Here is a 16,081-nt window from a genome sequence, read left to right on the forward strand (position 1 = left end):
ATGCAGTCCAGGGTTGCGCGCCTCGATCGCTTTATCAGCGTGCAGACCGGCATCAACCGCAAGCATGTACGCCTGATGCTGGCCCAGGGGCGGATACAGGTGGATGGCGTGCGGGCCACCGATATCCAGCAGCCGGTGGGCGAGTTCAGCCAGGTGCTGCTCGATGGCCAGGTGCTGCAGGCCAATACCCCGCGTTACCTGATGCTGCACAAGCCTGTAGGAGTGGTGAGCGCCACCCGGGATGACGAGCACCGCACGGTGATCGATCTGCTGCAGGCGGATTACCGCCACAGCCTGCATATCGCCGGGCGGCTGGACCTCAACTCCTCCGGCCTGCTGTTGCTGACCAACGATGGCCGCTGGTCACGCGGCCTGAGTGCGCCGGACTCCGGGGTCAGCAAAAAATACCGCGTCACCCTGGCCAACCCCATCACCGAGGAATACATCCAGGCTTTTGCGGATGGCATGTATTTTGGCTACGAAGACATCACTACCCGGCCTGCGGGTCTGCGAATACTCGATGAGCGGGTGGCGGAAGTCACCCTCACCGAGGGGCGCTACCACCAGATCAAGCGCATGTTCGGCCGCTTTCGTAATCCTGTGCTGGCGCTGCACCGCTGCGCCATCGGCCCCCTGGTGCTGGACCCGGATCTGCTGCCGGGGCAGAGCCGCGAACTGACGCCCGCACAGGTACAGTCGGTTCGCGGCGCGACCCGCTGTGCCAACGACCACGGGGTGGCCATTGATGCACGATGACATCATCATCCTGGTACACGGCTTCAACCGGGGCCGGCGCGATATGGCCCGCCTCGCGGCGGGCCTTGCGCGCCAGGGCTGGAACACCCGCTCCCTGCGACTGCCGACCCTGTTCGGTGACATGGATGCCTGCGTCGGTGCCATGCAAACGCAGCTCGAAGAGATCGAGGGGCGTTACCGCCGCGTGCACTTTGTCGCCCATAGCCTGGGCGGCCTGATTACCCTCAATTACATTCGCAAGACCCGGCCACGCAATATCGGCCGCTGCGTCTTTATCGCCACACCCCACGGCGGCTCGCGCCTGGCGCAGATCGCCAGCCGGATTCCGGGCTACGCCCGGGTTTTCAGGCCCGTGGCCGAGCTGCTTCCCACCGCCGCCTATGACAACTGCCATGCAGCGTCCGGCCTCTGCGTGGGCGTGATCGCCGGGTATCGCAACAGCGGCGTGCTGGGCAGGCTGTTCCTGTCGTCCCACAGCGATGGCCGGGTCGAGGTGGCATCGGCGCTGGCGGGCGGGGCCACGGATAGCATCCTGCTACCCTACGGCCACCAGGAGATTCATCAGCAGCAGGAAACCTGCGAGCAGGTGCAGGCGTTTCTGAGCAAGGGCACCTTTAATCACCGCGATTAGGGCGTCTCGAAAAACCTGCTGCGCGACTCATCTGCTGCGTTGCGCGGTGCCCGTTTTATCAGAGCAAGGTGGCTTATTTTGACCCTGTGCAAGCCGGGATACCGACGGGGTTTGACGGCTCCGGTTGCGCCCCTTCGGGATTCCCCGAATGACCTCAGTGCTTGCCGGCATATGGCTATGGATGGCGGAAGGCCGCCCCGCCGGTAGTCAGAAAATGCAGGAGCAATTTTCTGCTCACAAGGGGGGATGGTAGCCGCTCTGGTTTTTCAGTCGTGATTGAGTGCTACCGTTGCAGCCCGATTCCCCGCTGATACTGACGGTAATCGTAGGAGTCGCGTCCCGCGACGAAGCCTTTTGCTGCGCTCTGCCGGCATACGGCAATGGGTGGGCAGCGGTCAGAAAATGCAGTCGGTGGGTGCTTTGGGTCTGGTGCCGACTGATGACTGTAGTGTTTTAGGTGGAGTTGTTTTTCGCCTGTCGGCGACATACTTTCTTTACTCGTGCAAATAAAGTATGCAAAGAAAGCACGCCCCGATGACGCCGGTTCGCTGCGCTCTGGGCCCATTCGACTGGCTCCGCCGATGGTACATCCATGTACCGCGTCGCAGGTGCAACAGTCCCTGTTGCACCCCTGCGGGCCTGATCGTCGACTACCCCCAGTGCTCGCTGGCGTCATAAGGGGGACAAGAGCCGTTCTGATATCAGGTTGGATTCAGTTCGCGAATGTAGCTGCTGAAATTTAAGGCTGAGCAGGTACTTGGCGCATGAAATGCGGGCTGGAATTACCGGGCTGTCCTTGCTTGTGTGCCATCTGGATTCGGAGCACACTTGGGCACTGTTGCGCTCCTTGGGCGCAGCCATCATGGTTACTCAGGGATTGAGCTATGGAAGGTCTTTTTCTTGTTGGGCTGCTGGTCCTGGCAGTCGTGTTTTTTCTGAAGTTCCTCGCTCGCAATCGAACCGGTGCGGCGCCTGCCGAACAGTTGCATTACCGTCGCCGACCGGCACTCTTTACTCCCGCTGAACGCTCCTTTGCCGGTGTACTGGACCAGGTTCTGGATACGCGCTACCGCGTCTACGGCAAGGTGCGCGTGGCCGATCTCATTGAACCGCTACCTACGAAAGACCACCGTATCTGGCAAAAGGCTTTCAACCGCATCAGCGCCAAGCATTTCGATTTCGTCATCTGCAACAGCAGCGATCTGGTACCCGTCGTTGTGGTCGAGCTGGATGACAGCAGCCACCAGAAGGCCAAGCGTCAGCAGCGCGACGAGATGCTGCAGCAGGTCTGCCAGCAGGTACAGCTGCCGTTGATCCGCGTGCCGGCACAGAAAGGCTACAAGCTGGCGGAGGTCGAGGAATACCTTAAGCCGCTGCGCGACCTTGAAAGTACGGCTGACTCCGACACAGCGATGCAGGGCGCGGGACTGCGGGCAGTACGGGATGATACGGGCTGGGCAGGAGGCGTGTGAGCGAGGCGTTCGCCGTGCAGTGCTTGTATCCTGAGGCGGCTGTCCCTGAAAATGGGCTTTCCAACCGTCCGCTAGGCATAAAGAGGGATGCTGATGGAGTTCAAGCAACAGCTGGAGTTACTGGCGTCCTACAACGCCTGGATGAACGCGAAGGTCTACGAAGCGGCGGCGCGTCTGGATGCGCGGGAGCTTGCCAGGGATAGCGGCGCCTTTTTCGGCTCCGTGCTTGGAACCCTGAATCATATCGTCGTCGGGGATACCATCTGGCTGCAGCGGTTTGCGACACATCCTGCATGTGGCCTGACACTGCGCGAAGTGGCCGATTTGCCGCCGCCTGCGGCTCTGGACCAGCTGCTGTTCGCCGATCTGCAATCCCTGACAACACACCGGGTCTGGCTGGATGAACAGATTATCCAGTGGATCGCTGGGCTGACCGAAAGCGATCTGGAGCAGGTGCTGCACTACCGCAATACCAGGGGTATTGCTGCCAGCAAGCGTTACGCCAGCCTGATTCTCCACTTTTTCAATCACCAGACGCATCACCGGGGCCAGGTATCGACCTTGTTGCAGCAGGCGGGGGAGGATATTGGGGTTACCGATCTGCTGGCGTTAATTCCGGATGAAACCGCGGTATGACCTTGTGGCTTGATTCGGCACCGTGGGCTCAGGCTCCGGGTGTCATTTTGGGAACGAAAACGGGTAACCCCTTTCCCGATATTGGAACTGTACAATAAGGTCGTTTAGCGCATGCGACGGGTCATCAGCAGTCTTGAGCAGTTGGAAGACGGGCATCGATGCGGCAATGGCGCTTCAGGGTCGAGCCGTGCAACACAACGCGCAGGTGCAATAGTGACATGACAGACTCAAGCAAACCGCTGTTCTGGCGGGACCCACGGATGCCGCACCTGGAGCTGCGAAAGGTAGCTGACGGACGCAAGGCCTGCTATGCGCCGCACAGTCATACCCACTGGTCGCTGGGCGCCATCACCGAAGGCGCGAGCACCTTTTGCTACCGTGAAGACAGGTACCGAGTCAGTGCCGGGACCCTCGTGCTGATGAATCCGGACTGGGTCCACGCCTGTAATCCCATCGACAACCAGCCCTGGGCCTACCAGATGCTCTACGTCGACACCGGCTGGCTGACGCAACTGCGTTACGATGCCGGGCTGCTGGAGGTGCCCCGCTGGCAGGATATTTCCACGGCTGTCATTACCGATGCCTGCCTGTATGCGGGCTATGTTCGCATGGCGGACAGTCTGCTGGACCCGCAACGGGATCTGCTGGATAAGCAGACGCAAGTGGTCGCCTATCTGTCCAGCCTGATGCACGCGCTGGCCGGCCATACGCGGCAGCCGCCCCCGAGGGCACCGGAAGTGCTGCAGGCCGTGGCGGCGTACCTGGATGAGCGGGCGACAGAGGAGGTGTCCCTGGATACCTTGTGTGATCGCTCCGGCTACAGTCCCGGTCATCTCATCCGGGCCTTCAAGCAGCATTTTGGGCTCACGCCACATGCTTACCAGATCAATCGCCGGATACAGTTCGGCCAGCAAGAGCTGAAAGGTGGCAGGCCCATTGTAGAGGCCGCGTTGAATGCGGGCTTTAACGACCAGCCGCATTTTCAGCGCACCTTCAAGCGGCTGGTTGCCGCGACGCCGGATCAGTACCGCAAGTCCCTATTCAAGTAACAGATAGACACAGCTGGCCGCGAGCAATGCTGCCAGTATCCGGTTAATGGTTGTCAGTAGCGCCGGCCTGTCGAGGTACCGGCGCAGAAAGGCGCCGGCGTAGACCCAGGTCCCCAGAGACAACCAGCAGATGGGTAAATAGAGTGCGGCGAACAGCGTGAGTTGCCCCAGGTCGTCACCGCTGACGTATGCCCCGATGCCAGAAGCCGATGCCAGCCAGGCCTTGGGATTGAGCCATTGCATCAGGGCGCCGGTCATGAAGCCAGGTACCGTTTCGTTTGCTCCTTCCGGCAGTCGGCCGTCGTCCCGAGCCAGCCTGAAACTCAGGTAAAGCAAAAAGGCGATACCGGCCCAGCGCAGTGCCACATCCAGTCCCGGCAACACTGTCAGCATCGAATAGAGCCCCAGCCCCACGGCAACGAACAGGGCGATAAAGCCCAGGGTGGCGCCGGTGACGAAGACTAGCCCCCGGCCCAGCGGATAGCGGGTACCGCAGCTCAGGCATACCAGGTTTACCGGGCCCGGTGAAATGGATGCTGCCAGGGCAAAGGCCGACATCGGCAAGATCATGGAAAGGCTCATCGTCATACTCCTGGGTGATAATGGCCGAAGTTTGCAGTGTCGGGTGTTGAAGATATTGAAGAAAATTGCGGTGGGTATAGTTCAAGCACATAGGTGACAGTGCAAGTTCAATAACATGGGTAACACTTGGCCTGCGTTCAGGAGGGGGCCGCTCCCGCAGGGGCTTGCACTCGCGCGCTGGGACGACGCATTCTGTGACGCGCTATTGCGGCTGCTGCAATTGGGGGATTGCCCGGCGGATACGGCGATACTGGGTGACGGTCGGCTGCTGGAACTGTATTACGCAATACTCAAGGGGGATGCGGGGGACTGTGCAAGGCGCGCATTTGGCGTGGGCAATGAGATCGCCCGGGCAATTGAGCATTTGTCTTCCCGCCTGGACGAAGCGGTCACCATTGATGATATGGCGACACAGGCAGGGATGAGCCGGGCCGTATTCCATCGCAAATTCAAGCAGGCTACCACGATGTCGCCTATTCAGTTTGTGAAGTCCATGCGCCTGAACAGTGCAGCCATGAAGATTGCCGGAGGAATGAATGTGAGCGAAGCGGCTATGGAGGTGGGCTACGTGAGCTCCTCTCAATTCAGCCGGGAGTTCAAACGCATGTACGGGCAGTCTCCCAGGCTGTGGGTCCAGTCCAGGCTGGCCCCGCAGGAATAACATGACGGACGGCCATGTACTAAATCCCTGTAGTGCATGTGTATAGGCGGCCCCCACCACTCGTCATCCATTAAAAATGGGCGCAAGTGCGTGGGCGTGCCGGGTGCTATTGGATTAATACCACCGGCCTAACAAGTGCCTTCGCGCCACCAACCTTCCCGCTGCCCCTGGTTTTAGAACGGAGCATAGTCGTCTTGCACCGCGGCTGGCACAGTCCAGCGCTCATGCGCGTTGATGGCCGTGCGCTGGGTACCCTGCGGCGGCAGTCGCCCATGATCGCCGTACAGCCAGAGTACGAAGTTGGTGCGCTCGCCACTGGTGATGGGCTGAGCTGCGTGGGCAACGTTGCCGCGATGGATCATGGCGGTGCCGGGTTTGAATGTCAGCCCTTTGGCCTGGCCCGAGTACGGATCGAAAAAGTCGACAGCAGAGCCGGTAAATTCTTCCCCGGGCAGGTTGAGGTTAATGTTCAGCGTCACTGCGGACGCATCGGTATGCGGGCGAATCGAGGCGTCTGTGTTTGGCTGGTAGTGAATGGAAAAGCCAAATGTCTGGGTGTCGTACCCCATCACTTCGGGGAACAGGAGCCGGGCGATCGGGCGCATATAGGTATCAAGGAGCTCGCGGTAAAACGCCTGGAAGTCGGGCGCGCCAAGGTAGCCCTCCGAGCGGCGGTCAAGCATGGCGCCACGACGATTCAGCACAATTCCATAGGGCGGGCGCAGCGGGATCTGTGCATCCCATACGGCTTCCAGGTAGGTGCGCAAGTCTGCCAGGCGCTCCGGGTCGAAGAACTGGCACTGGAAAACGTTCGGGGCCACTTCCTGCCACAGGTCCAGCACAGCCTGCTCTTTCGTTGGGTCTTCCCAGGCCTGCATAACGGCGCTGCGCAAATGCTTGTCGAGCAGCGAGCTGTCGAGGCTGAAAAGGCGATCCTGCTCGCCTTCTTCCCACTCTTTCCAGGCATTGCTGAGCAGGTCTCTGTTCTTGTCCCAAAACCGTTGTACCGATGGGTCGCGGTGCAGCATTGCTTCTCGCGAAGGTAGGGCCAGGGTGCGTGCGCGCTTTAACTGGTTAAGTGACATGGTTCGTATCAACTCCGGCTGTATTTCCAGGTGATCGCTCTCACCTTTTCGAGGAGTTCAATCTATTGCAGTTGTTTTTACTAATAAACAGCGCTGTGAAGGAAACAGAATCAGGATTATGAATATTATTGGCCGCTGTTCTGCCGGGTAAGGTCGTCCCTGACACCCGTTTCTCAATCATGACAGCGGCGCTTGCGCGTGCCCCGTCGTTCACCGGCCCAGAGCTGCTATTTTTAGAGAAAACTGCATTCGGGCAGGAGCGGGCATCGAGTCGGTGTTCAGGGAGGCGTATGCAATCCTTTATCAGTTTCATTGAACAGCTGGTTGAGCTGGGGGCGGCGCTGGCCTGGCCCGCAACGGTGCTGGCTGTGCTGTATTATCTTCGCGATCCGGCTGGTGATCTGTTGCAGGCACTGGCGGATCGGATCAAGGACCCGCGCAGCGAGGTGTCCATCGGCAGGGAAGGCTTGGCAATAAAATCGCGGCTGGAAGCCCTCGAAATCGACCAGGAGCAAACCAAGTCGCTGACACTTCAGGCGCTGGGGGTCAGCGAGCGGGGGATGCAAGAGCCAGGAACCCAGAGTATTGAGCTGGATGCGGATCTGTTGCGGCTTGCCGATGATTACCTGGCCATCGATGATCCGAGCTGGTCCAAGCGGGTGCGCCTGAAGGATGCCGCCGCAATGCAGATGGCGGACCTCGTCATCACCCGCAATATTCCCCGGCAGCTCATGGCGCAACAACAGCATGAGGGCATCATTCTGGCCCTTGCGGCGGCATCCCATGCGTTGCCCACGGCGGATGACACGGAGCTTCTGGTTCAGGTCGCGGGCGAAGCCCAAAGGCTGCATGTCAGATACCGGATCCTGATGGCCATCGGCCGCCTGATTGAGCGGGGCCTGGTCGATAGCGATCAGGCCGATGCTATCGGCCATGTCCTGCAGTCCTACAAGCGGGGCGCAGATGTATCGCTGCGCAACCGTCTTGCCTATACCGAAAACCTGATCAAGGCCGCGGCGCAGCCCGGCGCCTGAGGCTGTTTTGTTTAAGCCCGGTTCGTTTGCAGGGCCGGGCGCTGACGATCACCCGTTACCCCACGTCTCCCACCATCGTACGAAGCAGCCAGATCACCCCCAGGTGCAGCGGGTAGTAGGCGTAGAAGACCCAGCGCAGGCGGGGTAGCTGCAGGTCGAAGCGCGTCGCGGCGAGGATCAGCGGTATGGCGGCCAGTGCCCAGTGGTTGCCGTTGCTGAGGGCGAGGGCCGCGCAGGCGAGCAGTGTTGCGATAGCGGCGGGCAGGGATGGCTGCTTGCAGTAGAACCAGGTTGCAACACCGAGGCTTAGGCCCAGCCAGCCGTATTCCACCAGGCTGCCGGCCACCATGAACAGGATGCCGGCTGCCACTCGATCAGTGGGATCATTGCGCTCGATCAGGTACAGGGTGATGCTGAGTGCCAGCAGCGAAAACAGCACGTTCAACGGCCACCAGCCGGCATGCAGCAGATCCCCCAGGGCGATGAAGGGCACCGATGCAAGAGTGCCGAACAGCGCCAGGCGCTTAACCGTGCGCGGGTAGGTGCCGCGCTCAAGCTGGCCCGGGCGGGCCAGGTTGCAGGCCAGCACGAACACGAAAATCGGCAGGGCGATGCGGCCCAGCTCGAACAGAATTGGCAGGGTGCCGTTCAGCAGGAAGCGGTTGACGTGATCGCCGGTCATCAGCAGCAGCGCGAGCCACTTCAGCCCCTCCAGCGTGCCACCGGGCGGGGCAAGGGCGGGCAGGGCAACTGGGTATTGGCTGTTTGGCGCGGCGCTCATTTCAACCCTGGCTTTGGAAGCTGTGGCGGTGGGGTGAAACAGTAGCAGTTTGGTAACCGGGCGTCTGGCTGGCAGGGCTATTATGGGCTGAGTCGTGCCTTTTTCGCGCCACTATTAATTTTCTTTATAAATAAATAATCTAAAAAAACAAACTTAATAAATATATAGGCCCGTTGCACACTGTTACTGACTTCAGGGGCGCCAGGACTGTTGAATCGTCCGGGTGTTGGCGGATCTAATCCCATAAAAACAACAGGGAGAATGGATGATGAACAGAATTCTGTGGCAACCGGACGGGGCGCGTATCGAGGGCAGCAACCTGTATCGTTTCATGCAGCAGGCCGAAGAGCAGGCCGGTGTGGCGTTCGACAGCTACGATGCGCTGCATCGCTGGTCGGTCGAGCAGCCGGAGGCATTCTGGTCGCTGTTGTGGGATTTTGCCGAGGTGCGGGCAAGCAAGCGGGGCGAACGGGTGCTGCTGGATGGCGACCGGATGCCGGGGGCGCGCTGGTTCCCCGATGCGCGGCTCAACTACGCCGAAAACCTGCTGTGCAACCGCGACGACTGGCCGGCGCTGGTGTTTCACAACGAGGCGGGGAGGCGCGAGAGCCTGAGTTATGCCGATCTTTACCGCCGGGTGGCGCAGGTGGCGGCGGGCCTGCGTCGTGCAGGCGTGGTGGAAGGCGACCGGGTGGCGGGTTTTGTGCCCAACGTCATCGATACCGTGGTGGTGATGCTGGCAAGCGCCAGTGTCGGTGCGGTCTGGACCGCCTGTTCGCCGGACTTCGGCATCCAGGGTGTGCTCGATCGCTTCGGGCAGACCAAGCCAAAGGTACTTTTCACTACCGATGGCTACCTCTACAACGGCAAGACCTTCAATTCGCTGCAGCGCCTGGCCGAGGTGCTGCCCCAGCTGCCGGATATCCAGCAGCTGGTGGTCATGCCCTATATCAGCGCCACGCCGGACCTGGCTCCGGTGCCGGGGGCGGTGCTGCTCAAGGATTTTATCGACACCAGTGCCACGGAAATAACCTTTGCCCAGGTGCGCTTTGATAGCCCGCTGTGCATCCTGTATTCCTCCGGCACCACCGGCGTGCCCAAGTGCATCGTCCACAGCGTGGGCGGTGCGCTGCTGCAGCACCTGAAAGAGCATCAGCTGCACACCGATCTCAAGCGCGAGGATACGCTGTTCTACTACACCACCTGCGGCTGGATGATGTGGAACTGGATGCTCAGTGGTCTGGCCAGCGGCGCTACCCTTGTGCTGTACGATGGTTCGCCCTTTGCGCCCAGGGCCGAGGTGCTCTGGGATATTGTCGAGCAGGAAGGGGTGACGGCCTTTGGCACCAGCGCCAAGTACATTGCCGCCCAGCAGAAGGCCGGTATCCGTCCGGGCGCCAGTCACCGGCTGGATGCGCTGCGCACCCTGCTGTCCACTGGCTCGGCGCTGCCCCACGAGGGCTTTGAATACGCGTACCGCGATATCAAGAGCGACCTGTGCCTGTCGTCGATCTCGGGCGGCACCGATATCCTGTCCTGCTTTGCACTCGGCTGCCCGGTACTGCCGGTGCATGCCGGCGAGCTGCAGTGCCGGGGGCTGGGCATGGCGGTGGAGATCTGGGGCGAGGACGGCAGGCCGGTGACCAGCGGCAAGGGTGAGCTGGTCTGCACCAGGCCCTTCCCGGCCATGCCGATTGGTTTCTGGAACGACAGCGACGGCCACAAGTACCGCGACGCCTATTTCAGCACCTTCGACAATGTCTGGGCCCAGGGCGACTTCGCCGAACTGATGCCCAGCGGCGGCCTGGTGATTCACGGTCGCTCCGATGCCGTGCTCAATCCCGGCGGCATCCGCATCGGCACCGCCGAGATCTACCGCCAGGTCGAGAAGGTCGACGCGGTGCAGGAAGCCGTGGCCATTGGCCAGAGCTGGCAGGACGACGTGCGGGTCATCCTGTTCGTGGTGCTCAAGCCCGGGTTTAGCCTTGATGCTGCACTGGAGCAGGAAATCCGCCACACCATTCGCAGCAACACCACGCCGCGCCATGTGCCGAGCCGCATCATCCAGGTGGCGGATATTCCCCGCACACGCACCGGCAAGCTGGTTGAGCTGGCCATTCGCAGTACGGTGGAGGGGCGGCCGGTGAAGAACCTCGATGCGCTGGCCAACCCCGAAGCGCTGGAGCTGTACCGCGATCTGCCCCAGCTGCAGAGCTGACCAAGCCCGCAATAGAGCCCTCAGGCCTGTGCAAAGGGCCCGGGGGCTGTTATTTTCAGGCGACATTTTTTAGGGCGCCAGGTGTCCCTCTGCCCGCGCCATCTGCATCCGGAACTAGAGGAGCCTGTATGGATATTGCGGTAGCAGCGCTGGAACCTGGCGACAGGGATCAGTGGGAGTCTCTTTTTAACAGCTACGCGGACTTTTACAAGATGCCAATGAGTGCCGAGACCCGGGACCGGGTCTGGGCATGGATAGCGTCGGGCGAGATGAAATTTTTTGGCATTATGGCCAAGGACTCCCAGGGCAAGGCGCTGGGGTTTATGCATTTTCGCGAAATGCCCTCGCCATTAAGGGGCTCTATGGTGGGTTTTCTGGATGATCTCTATGTCTGCCCGGCGGCAAGGGGAGAAGGTGTTGTGGATGCCCTGTTTGACGGTCTGAATGAGACGGCCGCTGCACAGGGGTGGCCCTTTGTTCGCTGGGTCACCGCCGAGAATAATTACCGGGGGCGGGGCCCGTATGACAGGCTGGCTGAAAAGACGCACTGGGTGACCTATCAGAAAGACACCACCCTTTAGCGGCTTTGACCAGCGCTGCTCGATCAGGAATTCGAGGGACCGAAGATGAATGTATTGGTGATTGGCGCCACGGGTGCCACGGGGCGCCTGCTGGTGGCGCAGCTGCTGGCCGGCGGGGCCGGGGTCAGGGCCATCGTGCGCTCGGTCGATGCCGTGCCCGCAGACATCAGGCAGCATCCGCGTTGCAGCCTGGTTGAGGCCGGGGTGCACGACATCGACACTGCCGCCATGGCGGCGCACCTCGACGGCTGCGAGGCGGTGGCCCTGTGCCTGGGGCACAACCTGACCTTCAGGGGTATCTACGGCCACCCGCGCATGCTGGTGCGCGATACGGTGCGTACCCTGTGCCAGGCGATCAGGCTCAACGCCGCAGCGCGGCCGGTGCGGTTGATCCTGATGAATACCACGGGCAACGCGAATCGTGACCTGGCGGAGAAGGCCTCCTTTGGTCAGAGGTGCGTTATCGCGCTGCTGCGTGTACTGCTGCCGCCCCACCTGGATAACGAACGGGCGGCGGATTACCTGCGCACCGAGGTGGGCCAGTCCGACGCCCATGTCGAATGGGTGGCGGTGCGTCCCGACAGGCTTGTCGATGCGAAGCAGGTCACGCAATACCGCCTGCATCCATCCCCCGTGCGCAACCCGATCTTCGACTCGGGCGACAGCAGCCGCATCAATGTGGCCCACCTGATGGCGGAGCTGGCGACCGACGACGGACTCTGGCAGCAATGGAAAGGGCAGATGCCGGTGCTGTACAACGCCTGAGCGCGGCCCCTGGGACCTTGCCGGTGCTGATTGCTGGTGGTCTCTGCCCGCAGGCCGGGGCTGCTAGAAGGCTTCCTTCTCGAGCTCGCCAAACAACCAGTCCTGAAAGCTGCGAATCTTGGGTAGGTCGACCTGGGTTTTCAGCACGTTGAAGGTGTAGCCCTGCACCTTTGGCCCCTGTAATCCCAGCGGTGCAACCAGCCGGCCGGTTTGCAGCTCGCGCTGCACCAGCAGCAGGCTGTCCAGCAATACCCCCATGCCATCCACCGCCGCACTGATGGCCATGAAAGAGCGGTCAAAGCGCGGCCCGCGTGACGTATCCAGCGGCACCTTGCGGTGCTGGCGCAGCCAGTCGCGCCAGCTGACGAGGCACACCTCGCTGTGGATCAGGGTATGGTGGCGCAGATCTGCCACGGAGCGAATGGGGAAGTCGCCATTCGCCAGTTCCGGTGCGCACAGGGGCACAATGGTTTCCGCCGGGAAGGGGATCACCATGGTGCCGGTGGGCTGCAGCTTGCGTGTGCCGTAGCGGATATCGATGTCGGCGCCCAGGGTGAGCAGGTCGGCGGATTCGTGGGAGGCATTGAGCCTGACGTCGATGTCCGGCTGCAGCGAACTGAAGCGCGCCAGGCGGGGCATCAGCCACTGTGATGCGAAGCTGGGCGTGGAGTGGACGGTCAGGATATCGCTCCTGGCGGTGCGCCCCAGGTCCCGTGTCGCCATGTCGATCCGGTTAAAAGCCGCTGTCACTTCCTCGGCATAGCGCCGTCCCGCATCCGTGAGCACCACGGCCCGATGCACCCGGTGAAACAGCTTTACCCCGAACTGCTCCTCCAGCAACTTGATCTGGTGACTGATCGCCGATGGCGTCACGAAGAGCTCATCGGCGGCCAGTGCGAAGGAGGATAGCCGTGAGGCGGCCTCGAATGCCTGTACAGCCTTGATCGGTACCCTGGACTGCATCGGCTTTCTCACGTGAGCTCAGTTCATCTATCGGCCACATTAATTCGTTTGAGCCCAAAAATGCAAGCGCATAAGCTCCTAATCACTCGCTGGCCGCAGGCCGACTAGCAGGCGGGTACCGGGCTGATGCTGTCCGCCCGGAATGCACGAATTCTAAATCACCTTCACTGGAAGGCGACCGCAACCGAAGGAGAACGGGGTGGATACAAGTATAAAAGAAGCCCGCACCACACTCGCCGAGCATGCCTACCGCATTCGCCGCAATGCGCTGCTGATGGGCGAGGTTCAGGGGCAGGGATATATCGGCCAGGCGCTCGATATCGCCGATGTTCTGGCGGTGGCGTACTGCCATGCGATGAACTTGAAAGCGGAAGATCCGCAATGGGAAGGCCGGGACCGTTTCCTGCTGTCCAACGGTCACTACGCGATTGCTCTCTACGCTGCGCTGATCGAGGCAGGCACCATCCCGCAGGAGGAGCTCGAAACCTACGGCAGTGATGACAGCCGCCTGCCGATGTCCGGCATGGCGAGCTACACGCCGGGCATGGAGATGTCCGGTGGCTCGCTCGGCCAGGGCCTGACCATTGCTGTTGGGCGCTGCCTGGGCCTCAAGCGCAAGGGCTCCGACGCTTTCGTCTATACGCTGTTCTCGGATGGCGAGCTGGACGAGGGGGCCGTCTGGGAAGGCCTGATGTCGGCGGCGCACTGGAAACTCGACAACCTGATTGCCATCGTCGATGTGAACAACCAGCAGGCCGACGGCCCCTCCGGCGAGATCATGGCATTCGAGCCCCTGGTCGAGAAAATGGAGGCCTTCGGCTGGTTTACGCAGCGTGTCGACGGCAATGATCTCGATGCCGTACTCGAGGCTTTCGATGCCGCACGCCAGCATCCGGAGCCGAAACCGCGCATGATTATCGCCGATACCCGCATGGGCTGCGGTGTGCCCTTTCTGGAAGCCCGCGAAAAGAACCATTTCATCCGTGTCGATGAGCACGAATGGCAGCTCGCCCTGCAAGCCCTGGCTGCCGGCGCCGGGAGAACCGCATGAATACCATTACCCCGAAACCCAAACTCAAGACCTCGGCCATGATCGCCTCCATCGCGTCCGAGGGGCAGCGTACTCAGGCGGCGCCCTTCGGGCACGCCCTGGTAAAGCTGGCCGCCGAGCGGCCCGAGATTGTCGGCATGACGGCGGATCTTGCCAAGTACACCGACCTGCACATCTTTGCCCAGGTCTACCCCGAGCGTTTTTACCAGATGGGCATGGCCGAGCAGCTGCTGATGGGGGCTGCTGCCGGGCTCGCCCATGAGGGTGCGATGCCCTTTGTCACCACCTACGCGGTTTTTGCCACCCGGCGGGCCTATGACTTCATGCATCAGGCCATTGCCGAAGACAACCTGAACGTCAAGATTGCCTGCGCATTGCCGGGTCTCACCACCGGTTATGGCCCGAGCCACCAGGCGGCAGAAGACCTGGCGCTGATGCGGGCGATGCCGGGCATGACGGTTATCGACCCCTGTGATGCCCTGGAAATCGAGCAGATGGTACCGGCGGTGGCGGATCACCCGGGGCCCGTCTACATGCGGCTCTTGCGTGGCGCCGTGCCCCGGGTGCTCGATGAATACGACTACCGCTTCGAGCTGGGCAAGGCCAAGGTACTGCGTGGCGGCCGCGATGTGCTGGTGATCTCCTCGGGCATCATGACCATGCGAGCGCTGGAAGTCGCCAGGGAACTGCAAGCCGACAATGTGGATGTCGCTGTGTTGCACGTGCCGACGATCAAGCCGCTCGATACGTCCACCATCCTGCGTGAAGCCGGGCGCTCGGGGCGACTGGTGGTCGTGGCCGAGAACCATACGACGATTGGCGGCCTCGGCGAGGCGATCGGTACGGCCCTGCTGCGTGCCGGCGTAACACCCCAGTTTCGCCAGATCGCGCTGCCGGATGCCTTTCTTGATGCCGGCGCGCTGCCAACGCTGCACGACCGCTACGGCATCTCGACCAGGGTGATGGCCAATACCATCAAGACCTGGATTGGCTGAGCGCAGTGGCGCCAGACAACCGTTTCCACACCATAACAACAACAGGAATACAGCATGAGCACTGCGCTACTTCTTGAAAACAAGGTGGCAGTCATCTCCGGCGCGGCCTCCGCCCGGGGTATCGGCCTGACCACCGCCCGCAAGTTCGCCCAGCAGGGCGCGAAAGTCGTTATTCTCGATCTCGATGCGCAGGCGGCGGCAGATGCGGCGGCCTCCATCGGCCCGCAGCACCTGGGGCTGGCCTGCAACGTGGCGGACAAGGATGCCTGTGTGAAGGCGGCTGCAGCGGTGTTTGCTGCCTTTGGGCGTATCGATATCCTGATCAATAACGCCGGTATCACCCAGGCCATCAAGACGCTCGAGATCGATGCGACGAGCTGGGACCGCATTCTGGATGTGAACCTGCGCGGCGTTCTCTACCTGTCCCAGGCGGTGATTCCCTATATGCAGGAGCAGCGCGCGGGCGCCATTGCCTGTATGTCCTCGGTCTCCGCCCAGCGTGGCGGTGGCATCCTTGGCGGGGCGCATTACTCGGCCGCCAAGGCCGGGGTTCTGGGCCTGGCGAAGGCGATGGCCCGAGAGTTCGGCCCGGATGGCATCCGTGTGAATTGCGTAACACCGGGGCTTATTCTGACCGACATCAACGCGGGCAAGATCTCGGAAGAGAAAATGGTCGAGATTGTCGGCGGCATTCCGCTGAATCGCCCGGGCTCGGTCGACGATGTCGCCGGAGCCTATCTGTTTCTGTCCTCTGACCTGTCGTCCTATATCACCGGCGCAGTCATTGATGTGAACGGCGGCATGCTGATTCACGGTTAGGA

General features: G+C 61.4%; 17 protein-coding genes. 13 read left to right on the forward strand and 4 right to left on the reverse strand.

Going from position 1 to position 16,081, the window contains the following annotated elements; translation table 11 throughout:
• From KDW95_RS20895 to KDW95_RS20915, 5 genes are all read left to right on the forward strand, one after another.
• On the forward strand, positions 1–756 hold the full coding sequence (locus KDW95_RS20895) for a pseudouridine synthase (RefSeq protein ID WP_255853693.1): 756 nt from the start codon (positions 1–3) through the stop codon (positions 754–756).
• Entirely contained in the window at positions 746–1,387 is a 642-nt protein-coding gene (locus KDW95_RS20900) for an esterase/lipase family protein (protein ID WP_255853694.1), read from the forward strand. Before KDW95_RS20895 ends, KDW95_RS20900 begins: the two co-directional genes overlap by 11 nt.
• An 884-nt stretch (positions 1,388–2,271) precedes the next feature.
• Positions 2,272–2,859, forward strand: a complete 588-nt coding sequence (locus KDW95_RS20905) for a DUF2726 domain-containing protein (protein WP_255853695.1) — start codon at positions 2,272–2,274, stop codon at positions 2,857–2,859.
• Positions 2,860–2,952: 93 nt separating this feature from the next.
• On the forward strand, positions 2,953–3,495 hold the full coding sequence (locus tag KDW95_RS20910; protein WP_255853696.1) for a DinB family protein: 543 nt from the start codon (positions 2,953–2,955) through the stop codon (positions 3,493–3,495).
• Positions 3,496–3,713: 218 nt separating this feature from the next.
• Positions 3,714–4,544, forward strand: a complete 831-nt coding sequence (locus KDW95_RS20915) for an AraC family transcriptional regulator (RefSeq protein ID WP_255853697.1) — start codon at positions 3,714–3,716, stop codon at positions 4,542–4,544.
• Here KDW95_RS20915 and KDW95_RS20920 read toward each other — a convergent pair.
• Positions 4,533–5,126, reverse strand: a complete 594-nt coding sequence (locus tag KDW95_RS20920) for a LysE family translocator (RefSeq protein ID WP_255853698.1) — start codon at positions 5,124–5,126, stop codon at positions 4,533–4,535. The genes KDW95_RS20915 and KDW95_RS20920 overlap by 12 nt on opposite strands.
• A 115-nt stretch (positions 5,127–5,241) precedes the next feature.
• On the opposite strand from KDW95_RS20920, the gene KDW95_RS20925 reads away from it, so the two are divergent.
• Positions 5,242–5,787: a helix-turn-helix transcriptional regulator gene (locus KDW95_RS20925; RefSeq protein ID WP_255853699.1), complete on the forward strand. Its 546-nt coding sequence runs from the start codon at positions 5,242–5,244 to the stop codon at positions 5,785–5,787.
• 173 nt (positions 5,788–5,960) lie between these two features.
• On the opposite strand, the gene KDW95_RS20930 is transcribed toward KDW95_RS20925, so the two are convergent.
• A complete protein-coding gene (locus KDW95_RS20930) occupies positions 5,961–6,872 on the reverse strand; it encodes a 2OG-Fe(II) oxygenase (protein ID WP_255853700.1) in 912 nt (303 codons plus the stop codon).
• Between the two features lie 290 nt (positions 6,873–7,162).
• On the opposite strand from KDW95_RS20930, the gene KDW95_RS20935 reads away from it, so the two are divergent.
• On the forward strand, positions 7,163–7,906 hold the full coding sequence (locus KDW95_RS20935) for a hypothetical protein (protein ID WP_255853701.1): 744 nt from the start codon (positions 7,163–7,165) through the stop codon (positions 7,904–7,906).
• A 55-nt stretch (positions 7,907–7,961) separates the two neighbouring features.
• On the opposite strand, the gene KDW95_RS20940 is transcribed toward KDW95_RS20935, so the two are convergent.
• On the reverse strand, positions 7,962–8,687 hold the full coding sequence (locus KDW95_RS20940) for a TraX family protein (protein WP_255853702.1): 726 nt from the start codon (positions 8,685–8,687) through the stop codon (positions 7,962–7,964).
• 268 nt (positions 8,688–8,955) lie between these two features.
• Between KDW95_RS20940 and KDW95_RS20945 the strand changes: the two genes are divergently transcribed.
• The 3 genes from KDW95_RS20945 (at position 8,956) to KDW95_RS20955 (ending at position 12,251) form a co-directional block, all read left to right on the forward strand.
• Positions 8,956–10,905 (forward strand): acetoacetate--CoA ligase, encoded by a 1,950-nt coding sequence (locus tag KDW95_RS20945; RefSeq protein ID WP_255853703.1) that lies wholly within the window; start codon positions 8,956–8,958, stop codon positions 10,903–10,905.
• A gap of 128 nt (positions 10,906–11,033) precedes the next feature.
• Positions 11,034–11,486 carry a GNAT family N-acetyltransferase gene (locus KDW95_RS20950; protein ID WP_255853704.1) on the forward strand — a complete coding sequence of 151 codons (453 nt, stop codon included), beginning with the start codon at positions 11,034–11,036 and terminating at the stop codon, positions 11,484–11,486.
• Between the two features lie 45 nt (positions 11,487–11,531).
• Positions 11,532–12,251, forward strand: a complete 720-nt coding sequence (locus KDW95_RS20955; protein WP_255853705.1) for an NAD(P)-dependent oxidoreductase — start codon at positions 11,532–11,534, stop codon at positions 12,249–12,251.
• Positions 12,252–12,314: 63 nt separating this feature from the next.
• Here the strand turns inward: KDW95_RS20955 and gcvA are convergent, their stop codons facing one another.
• Complete coding sequence (gene gcvA, locus KDW95_RS20960; protein WP_255853706.1) at positions 12,315–13,214, reverse strand: transcriptional regulator GcvA; 900 nt, start codon at positions 13,212–13,214, stop codon at positions 12,315–12,317.
• A 199-nt stretch (positions 13,215–13,413) separates the two neighbouring features.
• On the opposite strand from gcvA, the gene KDW95_RS20965 reads away from it, so the two are divergent.
• From KDW95_RS20965 to KDW95_RS20975, 3 genes are read left to right on the forward strand one after another with little or no spacing between them, the layout of a single operon-like run.
• A complete protein-coding gene (locus KDW95_RS20965; RefSeq protein ID WP_255853707.1) occupies positions 13,414–14,265 on the forward strand; it encodes a transketolase in 852 nt (283 codons plus the stop codon).
• A complete protein-coding gene (locus KDW95_RS20970; RefSeq protein ID WP_255853708.1) occupies positions 14,262–15,260 on the forward strand; it encodes a transketolase family protein in 999 nt (332 codons plus the stop codon). The genes KDW95_RS20965 and KDW95_RS20970 overlap by 4 nt, the downstream gene beginning before the upstream one ends.
• Positions 15,261–15,314: 54 nt before the next feature.
• Positions 15,315–16,079 (forward strand): SDR family NAD(P)-dependent oxidoreductase, encoded by a 765-nt coding sequence (locus KDW95_RS20975; RefSeq protein WP_255853709.1) that lies wholly within the window; start codon positions 15,315–15,317, stop codon positions 16,077–16,079.
• The last annotated feature ends 2 nt before the right edge of the window (positions 16,080–16,081 follow it).

Source organism: Marinobacterium rhizophilum, from assembly GCF_024397915.1.
Taxonomy (GTDB): domain Bacteria; phylum Pseudomonadota; class Gammaproteobacteria; order Pseudomonadales; family Balneatricaceae; genus Marinobacterium_A; species Marinobacterium_A rhizophilum_A.